General features: G+C 64.3%; 18 protein-coding genes and 1 pseudogene. 7 read left to right on the forward strand and 12 right to left on the reverse strand.

Going from position 1 to position 20,059, the window contains the following annotated elements; all coding sequences use genetic code 11:
- The first annotated feature begins 167 nt into the window (after positions 1–167).
- The 5 genes from QFZ61_RS09625 (at position 168) to QFZ61_RS09645 (ending at position 4,764) form a co-directional block, all read left to right on the forward strand.
- A complete protein-coding gene (locus QFZ61_RS09625) occupies positions 168–1,922 on the forward strand; it encodes an IS30 family transposase (RefSeq protein WP_307033036.1) in 1,755 nt (584 codons plus the stop codon).
- A 258-nt stretch (positions 1,923–2,180) separates the two neighbouring features.
- Positions 2,181–2,627, forward strand: a complete 447-nt coding sequence (locus QFZ61_RS09630) for a GNAT family N-acetyltransferase (RefSeq protein ID WP_307038108.1) — start codon at positions 2,181–2,183, stop codon at positions 2,625–2,627.
- Positions 2,628–2,701: 74 nt separating this feature from the next.
- Entirely contained in the window at positions 2,702–3,106 is a 405-nt protein-coding gene (locus QFZ61_RS09635) for a VOC family protein (RefSeq protein WP_307035485.1), read from the forward strand.
- 114 nt (positions 3,107–3,220) lie between these two features.
- On the forward strand, positions 3,221–3,922 hold the full coding sequence (locus QFZ61_RS09640; protein WP_307035487.1) for a hypothetical protein: 702 nt from the start codon (positions 3,221–3,223) through the stop codon (positions 3,920–3,922).
- Between the two features lie 341 nt (positions 3,923–4,263).
- Entirely contained in the window at positions 4,264–4,764 is a 501-nt protein-coding gene (locus QFZ61_RS09645; RefSeq protein ID WP_307035489.1) for a hypothetical protein, read from the forward strand.
- Positions 4,765–5,028: 264 nt separating this feature from the next.
- On the opposite strand, the gene QFZ61_RS09650 is transcribed toward QFZ61_RS09645, so the two are convergent.
- The 5 genes from QFZ61_RS09650 to QFZ61_RS09670 all read right to left on the reverse strand — a co-directional run bounded on the left by QFZ61_RS09650 (position 5,029) and on the right by QFZ61_RS09670 (position 8,816).
- Positions 5,029–5,301 (reverse strand): hypothetical protein, encoded by a 273-nt coding sequence (locus QFZ61_RS09650; RefSeq protein WP_307035491.1) that lies wholly within the window; start codon positions 5,299–5,301, stop codon positions 5,029–5,031.
- A gap of 745 nt (positions 5,302–6,046) precedes the next feature.
- On the reverse strand, positions 6,047–6,319 hold the full coding sequence (locus QFZ61_RS09655; RefSeq protein ID WP_307035493.1) for a DNA gyrase subunit A: 273 nt from the start codon (positions 6,317–6,319) through the stop codon (positions 6,047–6,049).
- Between the two features lie 78 nt (positions 6,320–6,397).
- Entirely contained in the window at positions 6,398–7,084 is a 687-nt protein-coding gene (locus QFZ61_RS09660; protein WP_307035495.1) for a hypothetical protein, read from the reverse strand.
- 551 nt (positions 7,085–7,635) lie between these two features.
- Positions 7,636–8,295: a Type 1 glutamine amidotransferase-like domain-containing protein gene (locus QFZ61_RS09665; RefSeq protein ID WP_307035497.1), complete on the reverse strand. Its 660-nt coding sequence runs from the start codon at positions 8,293–8,295 to the stop codon at positions 7,636–7,638.
- Complete coding sequence (locus QFZ61_RS09670) at positions 8,292–8,816, reverse strand: DUF2975 domain-containing protein (RefSeq protein ID WP_307035499.1); 525 nt, start codon at positions 8,814–8,816, stop codon at positions 8,292–8,294. Before QFZ61_RS09670 ends, QFZ61_RS09665 begins: the two co-directional genes overlap by 4 nt.
- 153 nt (positions 8,817–8,969) lie before the next feature.
- Here QFZ61_RS09670 and QFZ61_RS09675 point away from each other — a divergent pair, with 153 nt between their 5' ends.
- Positions 8,970–9,425, forward strand: a complete 456-nt coding sequence (locus QFZ61_RS09675) for an SRPBCC family protein (protein WP_307035501.1) — start codon at positions 8,970–8,972, stop codon at positions 9,423–9,425.
- Positions 9,426–9,432: 7 nt separating this feature from the next.
- On the opposite strand, the pseudogene QFZ61_RS09680 reads toward QFZ61_RS09675, so the two are convergent.
- From QFZ61_RS09680 to QFZ61_RS09705, 6 genes and pseudogenes are all read right to left on the reverse strand, one after another.
- Positions 9,433–9,997, reverse strand: a pseudogene (locus QFZ61_RS09680) (dihydrofolate reductase family protein).
- Positions 9,998–10,089: 92 nt separating this feature from the next.
- Entirely contained in the window at positions 10,090–10,689 is a 600-nt protein-coding gene (locus QFZ61_RS09685; protein ID WP_307035502.1) for a GNAT family N-acetyltransferase, read from the reverse strand.
- A gap of 70 nt (positions 10,690–10,759) precedes the next feature.
- A complete protein-coding gene (locus QFZ61_RS09690; protein ID WP_307035504.1) occupies positions 10,760–14,026 on the reverse strand; it encodes an efflux RND transporter permease subunit in 3,267 nt (1,088 codons plus the stop codon).
- Between the two features lie 82 nt (positions 14,027–14,108).
- The gene (locus tag QFZ61_RS09695) at positions 14,109–15,614 is read right to left on the reverse strand and encodes a malate:quinone oxidoreductase (RefSeq protein ID WP_307035506.1); all 1,506 of its coding nucleotides are present in this window, start codon (positions 15,612–15,614) and stop codon (positions 14,109–14,111) included.
- 78 nt (positions 15,615–15,692) lie between these two features.
- Positions 15,693–17,345: an ABC transporter substrate-binding protein gene (locus QFZ61_RS09700; protein WP_307038110.1), complete on the reverse strand. Its 1,653-nt coding sequence runs from the start codon at positions 17,343–17,345 to the stop codon at positions 15,693–15,695.
- Between the two features lie 227 nt (positions 17,346–17,572).
- The gene (locus tag QFZ61_RS09705) at positions 17,573–18,271 is read right to left on the reverse strand and encodes a fasciclin domain-containing protein (protein ID WP_307035508.1); all 699 of its coding nucleotides are present in this window, start codon (positions 18,269–18,271) and stop codon (positions 17,573–17,575) included.
- Positions 18,272–18,510: 239 nt separating this feature from the next.
- Between QFZ61_RS09705 and QFZ61_RS09710 the strand changes: the two genes are divergently transcribed.
- A complete protein-coding gene (locus tag QFZ61_RS09710; protein ID WP_307035510.1) occupies positions 18,511–18,849 on the forward strand; it encodes a YnfA family protein in 339 nt (112 codons plus the stop codon).
- Here QFZ61_RS09710 and QFZ61_RS09715 read toward each other — a convergent pair.
- The gene (locus QFZ61_RS09715) at positions 18,730–20,058 is read right to left on the reverse strand and encodes an MFS transporter (protein WP_307035512.1); all 1,329 of its coding nucleotides are present in this window, start codon (positions 20,056–20,058) and stop codon (positions 18,730–18,732) included. The two genes, QFZ61_RS09710 and QFZ61_RS09715, sit on opposite strands and share 120 nt — an antisense overlap.
- Between the last annotated feature and the right edge of the window lies 1 nt (position 20,059).

Consider the following 20,059-nt stretch of genomic DNA (forward strand, 5'->3'; position numbering starts at 1 on the left):
GCTGCTGCTAGTGTATCCGATTTACATGCGTTTGCATCTATCGTTCTCTACAACGCCCTCTGCTTGGGATTATTCCGACCCCGTCAGCACCCTGCCCCGGAAGCGTCCGTACAGGGCACGCGGGATTCTGTTGATCGAAGCAACACCTTCTTTCAAGGTGGTTCGACATGTATCTCAGCTCCTCGTCAGCAGCAGGCATCCGGTTTCTTGCTTCGATTAAGCACGGGCACGGTCTCAGACCGTCCGCCCGACATGCTGGCATTGATAAGGAAGTCGGCTACCGCTGGCTGCGCGAGGAATACTTGCGCCTGCGTCGCAACGGCAAGACTCCGAGCGAGACGACAGCGGAGCTCGGGTTCAGCACGTCCCGGCTGGCGGCGTGGGAAGCTGACGTCGGCCAGGTCAAAGACCGCCATCACCTTCGGGTGAATATTGACGAGGAGGCCAGCTTTTGGGCGGCGTTTGGTCGGGGGGAAAGCTTTGGTGAGGCAGCCAAAAACGCGGGTGTGAGCCGTTCGACCGCCTATCGGTGGATGCACCGTCGTTTCGACCAGCTACGTAAGTCCAAGGTGACCGTTAGGCGGTGCCAAGACCAATTGCGCCTGACCGACCACCTCAGCCTGAACTTCGAACGCGACCGATTATCCCGACTATCGAACGAGCGGAATGCGGCCACGGCGGCGCAGCACGCCGCAGTCCTCTCCTCCGGTCGCTATGCAGACCAGATGCTCGGCGCGGTGCTCTCAGAGGCGCAGCAGCACCGTGCTGCGCGGACCGAGAAGTATTGGCAGCTGATGCGCAACGGGGTGAGCAACGCAGAAGCATGCAGACTTCTCGGTATGCACCGAAGAACAGGGACGCAGCTGCGTCGAGCCAGCAACTTCCAGATCCCGCCCATCACAGCGCCGGCCGTAACCGCGGGCCGCTACCTGGATGTGCGGGAGCGGTTGCAGATCGCGGACCTATTGCGCCTGGGGCACTCAATGCGGCGAATCGCGGCGGAACTGGGCCGTCACGCCTCCACGGTCAAACGGGAACTCGACCGTCACCGGGACGCTCAGGGCCTCTACCTGCCCCGCACTGCCGATCATGACGCCCGGCTGCAACGGGCCCGACCGAAAGTGCATAAGCTCGCTGCCAACACCCGACTGCGCACCCTTGTGCAACGTAAGCTCAACCGTTTCTGGTCCCCGGACGAAATCTGCGGGTGGATGAAGAAGACATACCCCGATGACCAGACGATGCGGTTGTGCCCGGAAACGATTTACCGGGCACTGCTGCTGCGCGAGGACCACGGCCTGCACCAGCGGTATGCCGCCAAGCTGCGCACCGGCCGTAGGATCCGCAAGACCCGTTGGCGCACCCGCACCGGGAAAGGCTCGCGGATCCGCAACATGACCATGATCGGTCAACGGCCGGCAGAGGTGGAAACCCGTCTGGAGGCCGGCCACTGGGAAGGGGACCTCATCGTCGGCGTCGGGTCAGTCTCGGCGATGATGACACTCAGGGAAAGGAAAACCCAGTACGGCATCATCATAAATCTGCCCCTGGATCACACCGCTGCGAGCGTCAACGCGGCCGCCATCAGCGCGTTCGCGAAGCTGCCAACACACCTGAAGCGAACACTCACGTGGGACCAGGGCGTGGAAATGGCCAGCCACGAGGAACTAACAAAGAAGACCGGGGTTCCGGTTTACTTTGCCGAACGCTCCAGCCCCTGGCAGCGCGGCGCCAACGAGAACTTCAACGGGCTCGCCCGCCAATACTTCCCCAAAGGCACCAACCTCGCCGTTCACAGCGTTGAGCACGTCTCCCACGTGATGCGCGAACTCAACGAACGGCCACGAAAAACCCTCGACTACGACACCCCGGCAGCACGCTTCAAAGCCGAACGCACCGCCCCGCCCGGTGCTTTGCGATAGCCTCAAAGCACCGGGAAACGACCCGAAAATCACGCATCTGTTGCGTCGACCCCCAGAAACCGCCGCACCTTCACCGGGCATTTTTGCGGGCGGGGTATACGGGACACCTCAAACTGCATCCCTACAAAGCTGCAGGTCAAAGCCGGGTTGTCGCAGTAAGGGGACCGGCTTTCGGGCAGTCACCTTATGATCAATTGGTGACCGCTCGAATCCGCTTCGCGTCACCGGCTGACTACGCTGCAATCGAGACGATTGAAAATGCTGCCGATCGGCTTCTCGTTGATTGGCTGCTTCTTGATCAGTGGCCGCCGGCCCCCATCTGGCGCTTCGAGAGCGTCAGAGCCCGGATACGTTCTGGTCGCTGAAGCGACCGACACTGGTGCCGTCGTGGGTTTCGTGCACGTCATTGAGTCAGACAGAATTGCCCATCTGGAGCAACTTTCGGTCTCACCTGAATATAGTCGTCGCGGATATGGGCGCATGCTGATCGATGCCGCGAAGGAAGAAGCCCGAGGACGGGGGCATAACCGGCTGACTCTGCGTACGTATGCCGATATCCCTTGGAACGCGCCTTTTTACTCGCAAGCCGGTTTTGTGGAGGAGGACCCTTCGACTGACTTCCACCGCGAACTGGTCCATGTTGAATACAGCCTCGAGCTTGCTAGGTACGGGCGCCGCGTACAGATGGTCGCAGTGCTGAAGTAGTTGCTTTCCATCCATATAGCCCGGTGAGCGATCGGTCTGCGGCCAGCTGTAATCGAGCATGAAAGAATCCCAATGTGAACACCCCTCCCACGGGTTCCCTGCACCATATCGAGGTGTGGGTCCCTGACATTAACCGCGCCAAGCAGGAATGGGGTTGGATTCTGCCCCGACTGGGATACACCACTTACCAAAGCTGGGACGCAGGAATCAGCTGGCGACTTGATCAGACCTACATAGTGGCTGAACAGTCACCGGCCTTGACCGGTCGGGAACACGAGCGCACTACACCAGGCCTCAACCACCTGGCGTTCCACGCCGGAAGCCAAAGAGACGTGGATGCGCTTGTCGTGGAAGGCGCTCGTCACGGATGGATGCAGCTGTTCCAAGACAAGTATCCGCACGCCGGCGGACCTGATCACTATGCCGCTTACCTCTTCAACTCAGACGGCTTCGAGATCGAGCTCGTAGCCGCCGGGTAAGCAGAATGTGGCGAGTGTCCGGTGAAGGATCCCTTGCCGGGCGCCGCACGGTCGCAGTCCAGCTGTAGTCATGGCGGGGCGTCCGGTGCCTGTTAAGCCGGTAAAGTGCGCCTCATGACATTGGGGGATGCCACACCTAACCCTGTTCGCCGGCAGTGGGGATTCGCTGCTGTGTGCGTGATGGTCGCATCGCTGACGCTGCTGGTCTTTGGACTGTCCCGGGTGCCGGTGATCCAGCTGCTGCCTTGGTATGTGGCCGCATATCTCCTGATCGGGGCCTGCATCTTCGTCCCGGTCGGAAGGCTCCCGTCGCTGCGACAGGCCGCGGCGTTCCTGCTTCCGGGCGTCCTGCTCGTCGCCCTTGCGCTGACGAACCTGGGCTTCTGGGCGGGTGGCTGGCTGCTCGGGCTCCCGGCCTGGGGCCTGCTGCTGACCCGCTGGACGGTAAAGAACCGGCTTCCCGGGGTGCAGGTCCTGAAGTTCTTGGCCATGCTGGTGTTAGGCCTGCTCATCTTCACTTTCAACGTGGTTTTCGTGGTGTTCAGCCCTGGACTATTCCTGCTGCCAATCATTCCCCTCGTCCGCCTGACCCACCCCAAATACCGGGCACGGACGTTGGAGGCAGTCTTGGAGGTTCTTCTGGGGTTCGCAGTAGTCGTGGTGGCCTTCGCGATTCCCACGCCGGAAGGATGGTGGTCTTCGCTCTGGATCTACGCCGGAGGCGCCGCGACTGCAGGACTCATGATCACATTCTGGGCCGGCGGATTGCCTCGGCCCTCCAGGCGCCTGCAGCTTAACGACGGGGCCATCGTCTAGCTCTGACTCGGAGAGTATCGTCGGCGGCGCCCGGAGAAGGATCCCTTTGCGGCACGTATCCCATCGAGCGGCTCAAGATCTTGGTCAATTCCGATGGGCGACCGAGCATCTAGGGCACTTTGGATAATTGTTGGGGTAGGTTTCTTTCATCCGGGCGGGCGCCCGAGCACGGAGGGGGACCATTGCAGACATCAAACGAGGGGCCGGTTAAGGGAAAGCCAGATACAGCCAGCGGATCCGGCCGTTATGCGATTGTGCGTCCGGCCAGGACGTATCGGTCGGCATCGGCTCGACCGGCGGCGGCAGGCGTGTGGATATGCGCCGCCGGAACGCTGACGTGGTTGTTGATTGCCGGAGACGTCAGTGCCGCGGTACGCGCTGCGCCTTGGCTGGTTCTGTTGTCCTGGTTTGTTTATGCGTCCCAATGGCGGCCGTGCCTGCGCGTCGACGGCTTTGGGTTCGAGGTGATCAATGGCCTGCGCGACCACCGGATACCGTTTGGGACCGTTAAGGACATCGAGGTCCGGTACACCACGGCGATCTGGGCGGCCGGCAAGAAGTACGTGAGCTGGGGAGCTCCGTCCCCGCCGTCCGCATTCGGCTCCGGGTTTCAGAATGAAGTAAACCTAAAGAGCCGTCCTTTCGCCGCGCTTCCGAGCAACGAACGCATCAGCCAACCGGAGGGGAGAACCGGACGTGATGACATCGTCGCCGCGTGGCAAGACGCCCGATCCGCCGGCTTCACCTCCACACATGAGACAGTCGTCTCTAAGTGGAATGCGCCCGTGATCGTCGTCGGGCTGCTCGCGATTGGGTCAGTGATCGCCACAGCTTTGACGTAAGTGCCGGCCCAGGCACCGCTAGAGATTCCGGAAGGGGATGGTCCACCGCAACGCTCCCCGGTTTGGGGAACGTTCAGTGGGCCTGCTTTTGGCCGATGGAATGGTACCGACGGATAAGCCGTCGAGTATGAAAGGCAGCCAGCAACCCGGAGACTGTGGCGAAGCCGGCTCCGAATCCTGCCAGCGCCAACCCGGTTGCTCCCGATACATCGAAGGCGATGACGGTGTAAACGGCCGTCACCGCGGCTGCTCCCAGTCCAGCGGTCAGCGCCCGTGGCAGCACGACTGATAAGGAGTGCTGGCGTCAATCCAAAGCGCCACTACCGAACCGGCACCCGTTGCCAGCCCGGCAGCAGATCCGACAACGAGCCCGAGTAGGGACATGAAGAATATCTGGCCGCCATTCATGCCCCACAGCCCGAACTGCTCGGGATACAGGACTGCCTGAATGGTGGAAAACGCTGAGATGCCGGCGCCGACAGTCGCACCCAGCAGTGCCCCGGTAAGAACAGCGCGGACCAGAAGAGGCAACGCCACTGTCTGTACATCTCGCGTGGCTGCCCGACCCATATTCGACACCCTAGCGGACGGCATAGGAGAAGTGGGGCCGCCTGCAATGGGCTCGTCAAAGGGACCGGTGTCCGCTTCGAGTCGCGCCAGTTAGAGGGGGCTCAGCGGGCACTCGGGTGCCCGTAAGCCGATCGGCCTACGGGCGCCATCTAGGGGCGCATGTCGATCCTTAACCGCGCGTGTAACGCGGAGTCAAAGAATCTGTTTTCAGCGCTTCGGCGTGGCGCATGATGAGAGAAGCTGCGATTAAAACAGCAGAGAATATGATGCAGACGGCCGGGGCTAGCAGGTAGAAGGTCGTGACCAGTATTGCCACTGGTGCGGCCCCTACGAACGTAGCGGTGCCGAAGTTGCTAATGATAAGCGGGCTCATCAGTACCAATAGGACAGCGACTACAGCGAGACCTGCCCCGGTACGCATCGTCATCCTTGACAATTTTGAAGCTTCCACCTCGGACCCCCGTCCAATCAGTTGAGTACCAGACAATCAGCAGGGACCCTGTTCCGCAAGGAAATACCTAGGAACGTTATGTCGTGGGGACTGTGGATGATTTCGAGGCGGTTCCGTAGCGGATCTTCTTCCGGTAGAGCCCCGCACAGAATGCTCGTGCGCGACTGTTGTGTAAGTGTCCCGTTGTAGGATCGGCTTATGGGAAGCCCGGCACGCGAGCCGCGACAAGGGAGGCGGCAAATGATGTGCGGCGCCGAGTCCTCAGCGCCTATCAGGCAACCGTGATCTGAGTTCTTCTGCGAAGGACGCGATGGCCTGACGCCGGTCTCGGGTGAATGTTCCGGCCTGCATATCCAAGACTGCCCGGCTGCCGTGCTCATCCAAGCCCAACAGCTGACCCACCCGACGGATCGCTTCGTCCATGTCCTGGGAATCCTCAATCTCATGGAAGACCTCGTCCCGCCGATCCATCGCCTGCACCAGAGCCTCGTGGAGCATCAACTGCTGCCTGATCTGCCGCTCGTCCTCATCCATGCGGCGATTCTCGCACGACGAAGGTCATGGCATGGAGTACCGGTGGAGGATCCGCTTACGGACGCTGGGGTGTGACCGTTAGCTCCGGGTCGTGAACTGGACCTGGATTCGTTTGAGCTCGGCACGTGGAAGTACTGCGGTCACGACGCCGCCGCCTGCCAGGTGGGCTCCGACGCCGTACACGAACGGGTCCGTATCGACCTCCGCACCCGGCACGTCGACTCCGTTGATGACGGTCCTGGCCTGGCTGTTGACCATCCGGCCGGTAACTGTGGGGGCGTGCTGGTCCCACGGGTTGCTGCCCGGCCAGAGCTCTTGCCGATATTGGTTCATGAGGATGTGGTTGACATGGTCAACCAACAGGCTTCGAACCGAAGAACGCTCGGATGGATCGCGGTGCCAGGTGGTTCGCACGGCCTCCTCAAGTTGCGGGTAACGCAGGCGCTCCACGTACTCGATCAGCCAAGGGGGCCGCGGCCATGGCGGAACTTCCTCGATCGATCTGCGTGTCTTCTCGTTGAGGTCCGCGAGGTTTACCGGGTCTGAGCGGTCATCCGGGTTTCGCCAGAGCGTATAGGTGATGCTCGCCGTCATCTCGTTGTACCCACGATCATCCAGGCCGTAGCTCAGACTGACGGAGTCCGTGTCCTCCAGCGAAGGTTGGGGCATAAGCCCCAGCACCGGAATAGGCATGAGTTTTAGGTTCTCGACCCATTCGGCACGGGGGTCGGGGGCGTCTTCGGGGAGAATGCCAGCCAGTCTCATGCCTCGACTATGAATCAAACGAGGGTACCTGTAAATGGGAATGAGATTCAGGCCGCACGTGTCCCGGTAAAGGATCCACTGTCGGGCGCCAGGAAGATGCGGGGCCTTATCCTCGATCGATGGAGCGTTTTGAGAAACGGTGGGGCAGTCCCGTCTTCGTGGTCTTCAGCCCCGGGTTATTCCTGCTGCCAATCATTCCCCTCGTCCGCCTTGCCTACCCGGAATACCGGGCCCGCACGTTGCAGACAGTCGTGGAGATTCTGCTGGGGGTCGCCGTTGTTGTGGTGGCCTTTGCGCTTCCGACCCCGGAAGGATGGTGGTCTTCGCTCTGGATCTACGCTGGAGGGGCCTCGACTGAGGGGCTCGTTATCGCGTTCTGGGCCCGCGGACTGCCCCGCCACTCCAGGCGCCGGCAGCTTAGCGACGGGGTCATCGCCTGGCTCCGACTCGGCCCGAATCAGCGTATGCCTCTCTCCGGTGCTCCGCCTTCGTGACAGGCACTCTGCACCGCCTCGGGAGACAGTGAAAGGACCCGTAGTCCGCCTCGGCTGTCATCCAAACTTCGTCCATTCTCCTTCGGAAACGACCTCGACGGAGTCGTCGACGACCTTGATGGCTGTCTGTTCGTCGATGGCGTAGGAGGAAACGCCAACATCGGCGGCCCACCGCTCTGCGTGTGCCATGGTGTTGGTCGGGAAGGCATTCAAGTGCGGGAAGATCGAAAAGTCGACGACGCCCAGGGTGCGATCATCCGGAGCGGACGGCCACTCGACGAAGTATTCCCCGATCCGGGGTGTCATGACCATGCTGCCGGCGCTCACTCCCACCCACACCGTGTCGGGTAGTGACGGCAGCAGCTCGGCCAGCCCGGACTCCCGCATCCAGTGGTACAGGTACGTCGCGTCGCCGCCGTCGACGAGGAGCACGTCGGCCTCGCGGAGCCAGGGGACCCAGCGCTCCGCGCCGATGCTGGGCAGCGCCGTGAGCTCAAGGACGCCGAGCGAGGCCCAGCCGAGGCCGGACAAGTGACGGGAGCCGGGTCCGGCGGCCAGGAGACGCCGGACCGACGCCGGTCCGCACATCGGGTGGCCCCACTGCGCTGTGGGGATCACCAGGGCATGGCTCTCGGCGATCGGCTTGTCGAGAAGTCGCACGAGCGCCGAGTGGATGCTCGGGTTCGTTACGCCGCCTGATGTAAGCAAGAGCTTCAACAGTTCCCCCAGTGTTCGTGTGCGGATGTTCGAAGTGTCTGATGACGGGCGACCGGGCCATCCGTCAGCCGTGTGTGTTGGCGGATTTGCGGGCCATATCCCAGGAATAGAGCCAGAGATCCCGCTGCGATGAGAGCGACGAGCCCTCCGGCGAAGAGCCCGAGCATCACCCCGGGGGAGGTGTACCCGGTTTCGTTCAGTGCGATGAAGGCCGTCACAACGAGCGCGACGAATGCGAGCAGGCAACCGATCACCGCACCTAACCACTTATGAGCAGATGAGTCGACTCTATGCTCACGGGAAAGCCGGACCAGCAGCAGCCCAATGACGGCGATGGCTTGCCAGCAAACGATCGCGCAGGCGCCCCAGACCAGTGCCGGGACGGCGAGCGGACGGACTTCAGGAAAAAGAGAAACCGCCCTCTCCACGGCCGCGGGCAAAGCCCATACCTGCACTAAAACGGACAACAGTAGGAGGACGAGAAGCGCCACAAACAGCGTGCACGAGGTATTACGACTCATCACTTGTTCCCGCCCGTTCTTGGTGGCGCCTTCCGATGCTTCAGTTCCCCCATTGGCGAAGCATAATCCCCGACGGAGCGCACCAGCTATCTATAAGGGAATCCAGTTGATGGCAATACAAATCGAAACGGAGAAAGCTGCAATACTCTGACGATGGCCGTCTATTTTGAGTGCAGAACGCGGACGTTGATGCCCAGGTCGGAGCTATTTGACCTTGCCCGGAGCATCGACGTGCACAAGGACTCCATGGCGCAGTCGCATGAAGAGGCGGTAGACGGCGTGACCTCGGGTCTCATCTCCTTGGGCGAGGAAGTGACGTGGCGAGCTCGGCACTTCGGTGTCCCGTTTCAAATGACGAGCCGGATCACCGAGATGCAGATGCCCGACTATTTCGTGGATGAACAGGTTAAAGGTCCGTTCCGCCGGTTCCGGCATGTTCATGAGTTCAGCCAGGACTCTGCAGGAACCACCATGGTGGACCGCATCGAGTTCGCGACACCGTTCGGACCCATAGGGCGTGTGGTCGAAAAACTCCTGCTGGGCCGCTACCTCCAAAGGCTGATCGAGACGCGCAACCGGCATCTTGCTGGTGGCTCTGATCTGCAATAGACCGCACTCAATTCCGGGTCTCGTACCTGATAAGGACTACACCGCCGGGAAACGTCCGAGCCTCCACCAGGTTCAGGTTCACCCAGCTGTCCAGTGCCGTGAAAAACGGCGTACCGCCGCCCACCAGGACGGGATGGGTGACGATCGCGTACTCGTCGATCAGCCCGGCCCGCATGGCGGTCCCGGCGAGAGTTGCACCACCGATGTCCATGGGACCGCCGTCGCCGGCCTTAAGCCGCGTGATTTCGCGGACCGCATCGCCGGTGACCAGGGCGGGTGTTCCAGTCCACTGTGCTGGTCGTGGAGGAGAACACCACCTTCGGCATGTCCCGCCAGCGGCGGGCGAACTCGACCTGCGCCGGGGTGGCCCCAGGCTGCTGGGCGGCGGTCGGCCAGTGCGCGCTCATCGTCTCCCACAGCTTCCGCCCGTACAGCATCAGGCCCGTCGCGCCCACCCGGTCCGACCACCATTGGAACAGCTCGTCGCTCGGGACGCTCCACTCGATGTCGTCGCCGGGCCCGGCGATGTAGCCGTCCAGGCTCACGTTCATGCCGAAGGTCAGTTTGCGCATGGCGCAAGTCTCCTGCCAGCCTGCATTCGTTGTACAGACCCGGCCGGCTGAACCATGGGGGCGGCCCGGAACGGCATTGGTCGGTTTAGAGTTCACAGTGCGAGCGGTAGCTGGGAGTGACTACCGATGCTGGTGAGTACGAAGGGGCCTAGCGATGCAGGACTACTTTGGTAGAGGTTGTGGTCCTGCCATCTCCCCGCAATCTGGAGGTATTGAGGTGCCATCCCGATCTGCTGGAAGCCGGCCTTCAAAAGCACCCGCTGCGAGCCCAGGTTGTGCGGCAGGGTGCTCGCCTCGATGCGGTGCAGCCCGAGGTCGTCGCGGGCCGTTCCGACGATCACCTGAACCGCTGCGGATGCCAGCCCGCGTCCGGCGTAGGCGCTGTCCACCCAGTAGCCAAGACCCGCGCTCTGGAAGGCGCCGCGCACGATTCCGGCCAAATTGAATCGGCCCACGAGGGTACCGCCGGCAAACAAACCCAGGGGACACCCCTCACCGGCTTCCATGGCAGCAAGGCGCCTGGCGACGTCGGCGCCCTGCCATGCCTCGGTGTAATACTCCTCAGGACGCTCTGGTTCCCAGCGGGAAAGGTACTCGCGGTTGCGTACATACGCAGCGGCCAGCGCCGACGCATCCCCTGGACGCAGAACACGCAGGCTGACATCTTCACTAAGCTGACACGGTTTGAACACCGGTCAACACTACTCCCGGTGGTCCTCTGCGTTCACGGAAGGATTCTGGCGGCCCAGTCGGGGGAGAGTGTCAGTGCCGGAGGGCTGGGGCCGCGTCCGGTTCGCCGTCGCGCTCGTCGTCGTCCCTGTCACGTTCCGCCAGCCGGGTGGCACCGCCGCCCTCTTCGGGGCTCTGGGCGCCGTCGGCGTCCGACGGCGCGGGGCGGGCCCGGCGGCCGTGGCCGGCCCCTCCGCCGTTGGCCTTCTGCAGCGCCTTGCGCTCGCGACGGCCCTCCACCAGCCGGTAAAGCACCGGCACCAGGACCAGGGTCAGTGCGGTGGAGGAGATCAGGCCGCCGATCACGACGATGGCCAGCGGCTGCGAGATGAAGCCGCCGCCGCCGGTCAGGCCCAGCGCCATTGGGGTCAACGCGAACACGGTGGCGAGCGCTGTCATCAGGATCGGCCGCAGGCGTTGCCGGGCACCGTGCGTGATCGCATCCGCCACGTTCATGCCCGGCTCGCCGTTGCGGGGCTGGCGGTACTGGTTGATCAGGTCGATCAGCACGATCGCGTTGGTCACCACGATGCCCACGAGCATCAGCATGCCGATCAGCGACGGCAGTCCCAGCGGCACGCGCGTGATGAGCAGCAGAGCGATGGCGCCGGTGGCGGCGAACGGGACGGAGACCAGCAGGATCAGCGGCTGGATTAGGGACTTGAACGCCGCCACCATGATCACGTAAACGATGGCGATTGCGGCCAGCAGGGCCAGTCCCAGCTGGCCGAAGGACTCGGCCTGCTGGGTGGTGGCGCCGCCGATGTCGGCGGTGACACCGGGCGGCAGCTGGACCGTCTTGAGCCGGGCCTGCACCTCGGTGCTGACGGCCCCGAGGTTGCCGCCCGACGGCGTGACGGACACCCGCGCGGTCCGCTGGCCGTTGCTCGCCGTGATGGAGACCGGCACGTCAGCCTGCTCCACCGAGGCGATGGAGGACAGCGGGACCGGCCCGCGGGCCGTCGGCAAGGGCAGGTCGCGGACCGCGGCGATGCTGCTGAAGCGGGTGCCCTCGCCGATCCGGACCGGGAAATCGGTGGTGCCGATCCGGACGGTGCCCGCCGGGATAGGGCTGATCGTGGACGCCAGCACGCCGGCCACCTGCTGCTCGTTCAAGCCGGCAGTGACGGCCTTGGCCCGGTCCACCTTGACCTGGACCACCGGCTGGCTCGCGGCCAGGTTGGTGCTGACCTCGGACGAGCCGGGGACGCCGTCCATGGCCTTGACCATGGTGTCGCTGGCGGCCTTCAGGTCTTCGGAAGTGGCGGCCTTGAGCGTGATGTCCACGGTCGACGTTGTGCCGAATCCGCCCTGCTGGGAACCGACGGTGATCTTGCCGGCGTCGGCGATCTTGCCCAGTTCGCTGCGGACGGTCTCCTGCAGCTTGCCCTGGTTCGCCTTTTCCTCGGTCACAACGGTGAAACTGGAATTCGCCGCCCCCGTGGATTGCAGCGCGGAGAAACCGGACTGGGCGTTGCCGGTGGTGACCTGGACGTTCTTGATTCCGTCGATGCCGCGCAGCACGTTTTCGACCTTGACCGCGGCGGCGTTGCCCTCGGCCAGACTGGTTCCGGCCGGCAGGGCCTGCTTGACCGTCATGCTGTTCTCGCCGGAACGGCCCAGCAGATCGGTGGCGAGCAGCGGCGACATCGCGGCGGTCCCGCCGAGGACCAGGACGGCCGCGATCAGAGTGATCACCGGGTGCCGCTGGGTTTTGGTCAGGATCGGAAGGTAGCCGCGCTGCAGGAAGCCGCGCTGCTCGGCCTCGTGCGCTTTCGCCGCAGTTTCCCGGGCCGAGGCTTCGGAAACATACGTCCCGGCCTTGTCCGCCGGCGTCCGCAGGAACCAGTAGGCCAGAACCGGAACGATGGTCAGGGAAACCAGCAGCGAGGAGATCAGGGCGATCGTGACGGTCAGGGCGAAGGGCCGGAAGAGTTCCCCCGCGAGGCCGGCCACGAAGGCGATGGGCAGGAAGACAGCCACGGTGGTGAGGGTGGACGCCGTGATCGCGCCGGCAACTTCCCGGATGGAGGTCAGGATCGCCGTGATCTTTTGCTCGCCGTAGCTGAGGTGGCGCTTGATGTTCTCGATCACCACGATCGAGTCATCCACCACGCGGCCGATCGCTATGGTGAGCGCGCCGAGAGTCAGGATGTTCAGCGAGTAGCCGGTGGCTTTGAGGCCGATGAAGGTGATCAGCAAGGACAGCGGGATGGACACTGCGGTGACGAGCGTGGAGCGCACCGAGAGCAGGAACAGCAGGATGACCGCGACGGCGAAGCCGAGACCCAGCAGCCCTTCGGTGGTGAGGTCCTTGATGGATTTCTCGATGAACGGCGCCTGGTCGAACACCGGCGTGAACTTGGCATTGGAACCCAGCTCGGCCTCAAGCTGGGGGATAGCGTCCTTGACCGCATGCGAGATGCCCACCGTGTCGCCCTCGGGCTTCTTGGTGACCGACACGGCCAGGGTTTCCTTGCCGTTGGTGCGGGTGATTGAGGTGCGGGCGTCTTCGGCGATGCTGACGTCGGCGACGCTGCCGATGGTCGCGGCGTCGCGGGCGCTTCCCAGCGGGAGGGCCTTGACCGCGTCCAGGGAATCGACGGGGCTGCCGATTTGCAGCGAGAGCGTCTTGCCCTGCTCCTCGATGCTGCCGGCAGGCACCAGTGACCCGTTGTTCTTCAGGGCGTCGGTGATCGCCTGGATGGACGCGCCCGAGGCGGCCATGGCGTCCGGGCGCGGCTGGATCTGGATGTGCTGGCTGGCTCCGCCGGTGATCTCGGCGCCGCGTACGCCGTCGAGCTTCTGCAGCCGCGGCACGGTCAGCCGGGCCAGATCGGTGTTGAGCTCGCTCAGCGGTTTGTCCGAGGAAACCGCGAGGAAGACGATCGGGAAGTCGCTGATGCTGCCGGCGATGGCCTGCGGCTGGACATCCTTCGGCAGCGCCTGCTTGGCGTTGGAGATGGCCCGGTCGATCTGGTTCCGGGCCCGGTCCAGGTTGGAGCCGTAGGTGAACGCCAGCGTGATCTGCGAGACGCCGTTGCGCGAGGTCGACGACGTCGACTCCAGCCCCTCGACGCCCTTCAGGGCTGTTTCCAGTGGCCCGCTGACCTGCTTGTCCACGACTTCCGGGGAGGCCCCGGGCATTGAGGTGATGACCGTGATCTGCGGAAACTCGATCGACGGGATGAGCTCCTGTTTGAGCGAGGACATCGTGATCACACCGAACACCGAAGCGAAAACGGTGATCAGCGCGATCAGCGCGCGGTTTCCTAGCGAAAGCTTGGCCAGCCGGAACATCTCATGGTCTCCTGGGAGGTCGACGGACGTACGCCAAGCGTGACGTCAAAGGGGTAAAACGTGCCGACACCCGCGCAGGGTGTCAGCCTTGGCTGGCGCTGACCGGCTCCAACTGGAGGGCCGCGGCCGTTTGGGCCTCGAGCTGCGCGGCAAGCTCCGGGTTCTCATTGAGCTTGATGCCGTAACCGGGCATCATCTCCTTGAGCTTGGACTGCCAGCCCTTGAAGTTCTTCGGGAAGGACTTCTGCAGCAGCTCGATCATGATCGGCACCGCGGTGGACGCGCCCGGGGACGCACCCAGCAGGGCGCCGATCGAGCCGTCACGGCTGGCGATGACCTCGGTGCCGAACTGCAGCACGCCGCCCTTTTTCGGATCTTTTTTGATGATCTGTACACGCTGGCCGGCGGTGATTAGTTCCCAGTCGCCGTCCTTGGCCTCCGGGTAATACTCCCGCAGGGCCTCCACCTTGGCGCCGTGCCGCTTGGCCACCTCCTTGACCAGGTAGGCGGTGAGGTCCATGTTGTCCTTGGCCACGGCCAGCATCGGGATGATGTTGGAGGGCCGGATGGACAGCGGCAGGTCCAGGTAGGAACCGTTCTTAAGGAAGTTGGTGGAGAAGCCGGCGTAGGGGCCGAACAGCAGGGAGCGCTTGCCGTTCACATACCGGGTGTCCAGGTGCGGCACCGACATGGGCGGGGCGCCTACTGAAGCCTGGCCGTAGACCTTGGCGCTGTGCTGGGCGGCCAGGGACTCGTCGGTGCAGCGGAAGAACTGGCCGGAGACCGGGAAGCCGCCGTAGCCCTTGCTTTCCGGGATACCGGAGGCCTGCAGCAGGTGCAGCGCCCCGCCGCCGGCGCCGACGAAGACGAACTTGGCGTGGATGGAGCCGCGCTCACCGGAGACAGGGTGCTTGAGCGTAAGGTCCCAACCGCCGTCGGAGGCCTTGGAAATGCCGGTCACGTCGTGGCCGTAGTTGATTTCCACGCCGTTGTTGCCGAGGTAGCCGGTCAGTTCGCGGGTTAGCGCGCCGAAGTCGACGTCGGTGCCCTCGGCCGCGCGGGTGGCGGCAACGTGCTGCTTCGGGTCGCGGCCTTTGATGATCAGCGGGGCCCACTTGGCGATCTGCGCGTGCTCCTCGGAGTACTCCATCGAACGGAACAGCGGGTTCGGCTTTAGCGCCTCGTAGCGGGTGCGCAGGAAGTTGGCGTTCGCGTCGCCGACGACGAAGCTCATGTGCGGCACCGTGTTGATGAAGCCCTTGGGCGAGCCGATCAGCGAGTTGGTGACTAGGTGGGACCAGAACTGGCGGGAGAGCTGGAACTGTTCGTTGATGTGCAGTGCTTTGGAGGCGTCCACGGAGCCGTCTTTGGCTGCGGGGGAGTAGTTAAGCTCACACAGGGCAGCGTGTCCGGTGCCGGCGTTGTTCCAGGGGTCCGAGCTTTCCAGGCCGGGCTGGTCCAGGCGCTCGAACAGCGAGATGGTCCAGTTGGGCTCAAGCTGCTTGATGAAGGCGCCCAGCGTGGCGCTCATGATGCCGCCGCCGATCAGGACGACGTCGGCGTGTTGGGTCTTGGAAATGAAGGTCACATCAGTCTCCGATAGCAGCGGCTCTGGCTGTCACAGAATATCCCCGCACGGCCCACTAACTGAAATTGGGTTGCCCCGTCAAGGCTTTAGTTCGACCTTGGTGAAAACTTCATTCAGGACCGGCGACGCCGGGTACTTCAGTACCCGGTCGGACAAGGCCAGCGCCGAGATCGGGAACGCGATCGGCACGGCCGGGACCGACGCCGCGATCTGGGCGTTGATGGTCTGGTACTGGTCGGTGCGTTCCTTGCCGTCCGGCAGGCCGCGGGCGCGGGCGATCTTGGAGAACACCTGCGGGTCCTGGTAGCCGAACTCGCCGGTCTTCTCGCCGAAGAGCGGGCCCACGAAGTTGTCCGGGTCGGAGTAGGAGCCGTTCCAGCCCAGCAGGTGGAAGGCGTGGTCCCCGGGGGACGTGACCTTCTGCAAGTAGCCGTCGGACCAGTCAACCGGCACCGGCTGGATGTTCAGCCCGACAGCTGTGAGCTGGCGGCTGATCTCGGCGTAGACCTTTTCCGGGGTGGGCAGGTACGGCCGGGCGACGTTGAGCGGGTAGTAGAACTTCAGTTCTTCGCCCTTGTAGCTGGATTCGGCGAGGAGTTCCTTGGCCTTGGCCGGGTCGTGTCCCAGCGAGGGGGCATTGTTGTTGAAGCCGCTCAGTTTCGGCGGAACGAACTGGGAGGCCGTCGACGTGTTGTCGATGAAGAACTTCCGGATCAGGGTTTCCTTGTCCAGGGCCATCTCCACGGCCTGACGGACTTTAAGATCCTGCAGCGCGGGCACTTCCTGGTTCATCCCCAGATACATGACGGAAAAAGGATCGCGCTGGATGATCTGCTTGCCCCGCTTGACCAGCTGGTCGAAGTTCCCGACCGTCACGCCGTCGTAGCCATCGATCTTGCCATCCAGCAGCGCCTGCATCCGGGTCTGCGGGTGGTCGTAGCTGATGAAGTTGATGGTGGCGATCTGGCCTTTGTCGCCCCAGTAGCCCTTGTTGCTGGCCAGACGGATGGTGTTGTTGTCCCACGAGTCGAAGATGTACGGCCCGGTGCCTACCGGATGCAGGCCGTAGGCGGACACCGGCTGGCCTTCGCGGGTCTGGTTCAGCACGTCGGCGGATTTGGCGGCGAGAGCCTGCGGCGAGGAGATGGCGAATGCCGGCAGGGTGAGGGCCTGCAAAAAGCCGGTGAAGGGCTGGGTCAGGTTGATCTGCACGCTGCCGGCGGTCAGCGCGGTGCAGCTTTTGTAGATGGACAGCGACGCCTGGTCCGCGTGGGCCTTGAAGACGCCCTTGAAGCTGGTGCCGGGCGCCTGCTTGCGCAGAGCCTCGGGAAAATTGAACCAGCGGTTGAAGTTGGTGCAGACCGCCGCGGCATTAAACGCCGTCCCGTCCTGGAACTTTACGTCCTCGCGGAGCTTGAAGGTGTAGGCCCGGCCGTCATCGTTGGTGGTCCATTCGGTGGCGAGCAGGGGGGTGGGCTTGCCGCTGGTCTGGTCGACGCCGACCAGGCCTTCGAGCACTTGGCGGGTGATGCGGTACGAGTCGACGTCGGAGACCAGGGCCGGATCCAGGCCGAGCGGCCGGGAGGCCGTGCCGAAGTTGAAGGTGGCGGTGGGCCCGGCGGCGGAGGCCGTGGCGGAGGATGACGACGACGGCGGCGGCCCGGGCGTCCCGGTGCACGCAGCGAGGGGCAGCAGGAGCGCGGCGCTGAGACCGGCGGCGAGGCGGCGCACCCTCCTGCGGGGGCCGGTACTGGGCACGGTACTGCTGGGCACTGAACGAACCACCTCTGGGGAACTGTACGACCGCCGGCTGCGGGAACAGCCCTCAGTCTAGTAGACCAGTCTGCGGGTTCGCCCGGAACACGGCGAAGGCCCGCACCGGCGGGTGCGGGCCTTCGTTTCTCCAGATGGACCCGGGGGAGTCAGGCCGGGTCCGGGGCAGGAGGTTTGAGCCGGACCTACTTGGGCATCAGCACCGAGTCGATCATGTAAACCGTGGCGTTGGCAGTCTTGACGCCGCCGCAGACCACGTTGGCCTCGCCGACCTTGAGGGCGTCCTTGCTCCCGGTCACGGTAACTTCGCCACCCTGGACGGTCTTGTGCGTGCCGACGATCTTGTCCGGGCTGATCTTGCCGGGGACTACGTGGTAGGTCAGGATCTTGCTCAGCAGGGCGTCGTCCGTCTTGAGCGTTTCGATCGTGGCGGCGTCGATCTTCTTGAACGCGTCATCGGTGGGGGCGAAGACGGTGAATTCGCTGCCGTTCAGGGTGTCCACCAGGTTGACCTTCGGGTTGAGCTTGCCGGAGACGGCGGCCGTCAGGGTAGTCAGGATGGGGTTGTTCGAGGCGGCGGTGGCGACCGGATCCAGAGCCATTCCGGAGACCGAACCGGCGCCGCTGGGTACCTGGGCCGCGTAGGCGGCGCAACCGGAGCCAACAAGGTCCGCTGCCGGATCCATGGCCGCAGCGGAGGAGCTCATGGACGGTGAGGGTGCCATGCTCGAAGCGGAGGGCGTCGACGCCATGCTGGATGCGGAGGGCGTCGAGGCAGCCGAAGAGCTGGAGGCCGTGGTGGACCCGCCGCAGGCGGTCAGGCTGAGCATAGCTACTGCAGCGATACCCGAGACGGCGAACGTGGTGCGCTTGATGGTCTGCATTTCGAATCTCCTTTGTTGTGCCGATGTGTCGCCAGCAGCGAACGTCTTTGCCGCTGTGGCTCTTTTCCCGACTGGTGGGCACCTACCTTTGGTTGGTGTCTCAATGGGTATTCGGGCGTTCAGCGGAAAGGGATGGGTGGGAGTCGAAATTCTTTTTTGTGCAGGGCGGCTAAACGGCGCCGGGACCGTGCCGCTCCTTGGACGGGCAATAGACCGTAGCCGGTGTCAGGATGGAATACATGGGAATCGTCCGATCCGTTCTGCTCTTTGTCCTCGCTGCGGCCGCCGAGATCGGGGGCGCCTGGCTGGTGTGGCAAGCGGTCCGGGAGGGCAAGGCGTGGTGGTGGGCAGGGCTGGGAGTACTTGCGCTGGGGATCTACGGCTTCGTCGCAACCCTGCAGGCGGACGCGAACTTCGGCCGCATCCTTGCTGCCTACGGCGGAGTGTTCGTGGCCGGATCACTTGTCTGGGGCATGGTTTTCGACGGCTTCCGTCCTGACCGCTGGGACGCCATCGGTTCGGGGATCTGCCTGGTAGGCGTGGCGGTCATCATGTTTGCGCCCCGCGGCGCGGCCTGACCCTGCCCGGCGTCGGCTGGTGTCCCGGAGCGTGAAGGCTGCGGCGAGCAGGGCCGCCGCGGCGGCCGATGCCGCCATGGCAGTAGCCATGGCGGTGTACGTTCCGAGCAAACCGGCCAGCAGCGGCCCGGCGGCCGGTGCGATGGCGATGACCGCCGTCAGTGGAGCCGCGAACACCCCCTGCAGGGCGCCCAGGTTGCGGGTTCCCCACCGGTCCGCGACGATCGTGGCCTGCAGCAGCGTATGACATCCACGGACCGCGCCGGCGAGCATTCCCGCTGCAACCAGCAACGGTACCGGTCCCGGCAGGACGGCCAGGAGGACGACGGCGCCGGCGGCCGTGCTGGTAATGACGGGCAAGCGGACACCGGGCGGGATGGCGGCGAAGAGCAGGCGCCCGCCGACCTGCCCGGCGCCCACCAGTCCCAGGACAGCCGCGGCCGCGCCGTAGCTGGCACCCTTCTCCATCAGCAGGGGAACGATATTCAGCGTCGCAGTGTAGAGTCCCAGGCCCAGCAGGACCATCAAGAGCTGCAGCCCCAGGAATTCCGGACTTCGCCGTACGGCGCGGACCGCGGCACGGTGCGCCGCGGCGGTGCCGCCGCTGGCTGCCCGGGTCCAGGACCGGTTGAGGTAGCGGGCGTGCAGCGGCACCGTGACGACCCCCAGGATGACGGCCAGGACCGCGAAGGTGCCCCGCCAGCCGATCCCGGAGGTCAGGGCGGCCGTGAGAGGCGCGAAAATAGTGGAGGCGAATCCTGCTACCAGCGTCAGGACGGTCAGCGGCCGAAGGCGCGCAGGTCCGTACCACCGGCTTATCACGGTGAAGGCCGGCTGGTAGAGGACGGCAGCCTGCGCCATTCCGGCGGCCAGCCACCCGGCGAAGAAGACCGGCAGATTCGGTGCCGCCGCCACGAGCAGCAGGGCAAGCACCCCGACGGCGGATCCTCCGGTCATCAGCGTCCGGGGTCCCGTCCGGTCGAGGATCCTGCCGACGAAGATGCCGGCAACGGCCGAGAGCAGCAGGCCTGCGGAGAATGCTCCGGTAATCAGGACCGGGTCCCAGCCGGTGTCCTCGCTGATCGGCCGGACCGCGGTGACCAGGGCGTAGTAAAGCGCGCCCCAGCCGGTCGTCTGCGTGATGCACAGCGCGGCGAGGCCGCCGCGCGGTGCCCCGTCGGCCGTCAGCGCACGGCCCGGCTGCGGCACG

The sequence above is a fragment of the Arthrobacter sp. B3I4 genome, assembly GCF_030816855.1.
Lineage (GTDB): Bacteria > Actinomycetota > Actinomycetes > Actinomycetales > Micrococcaceae > Arthrobacter.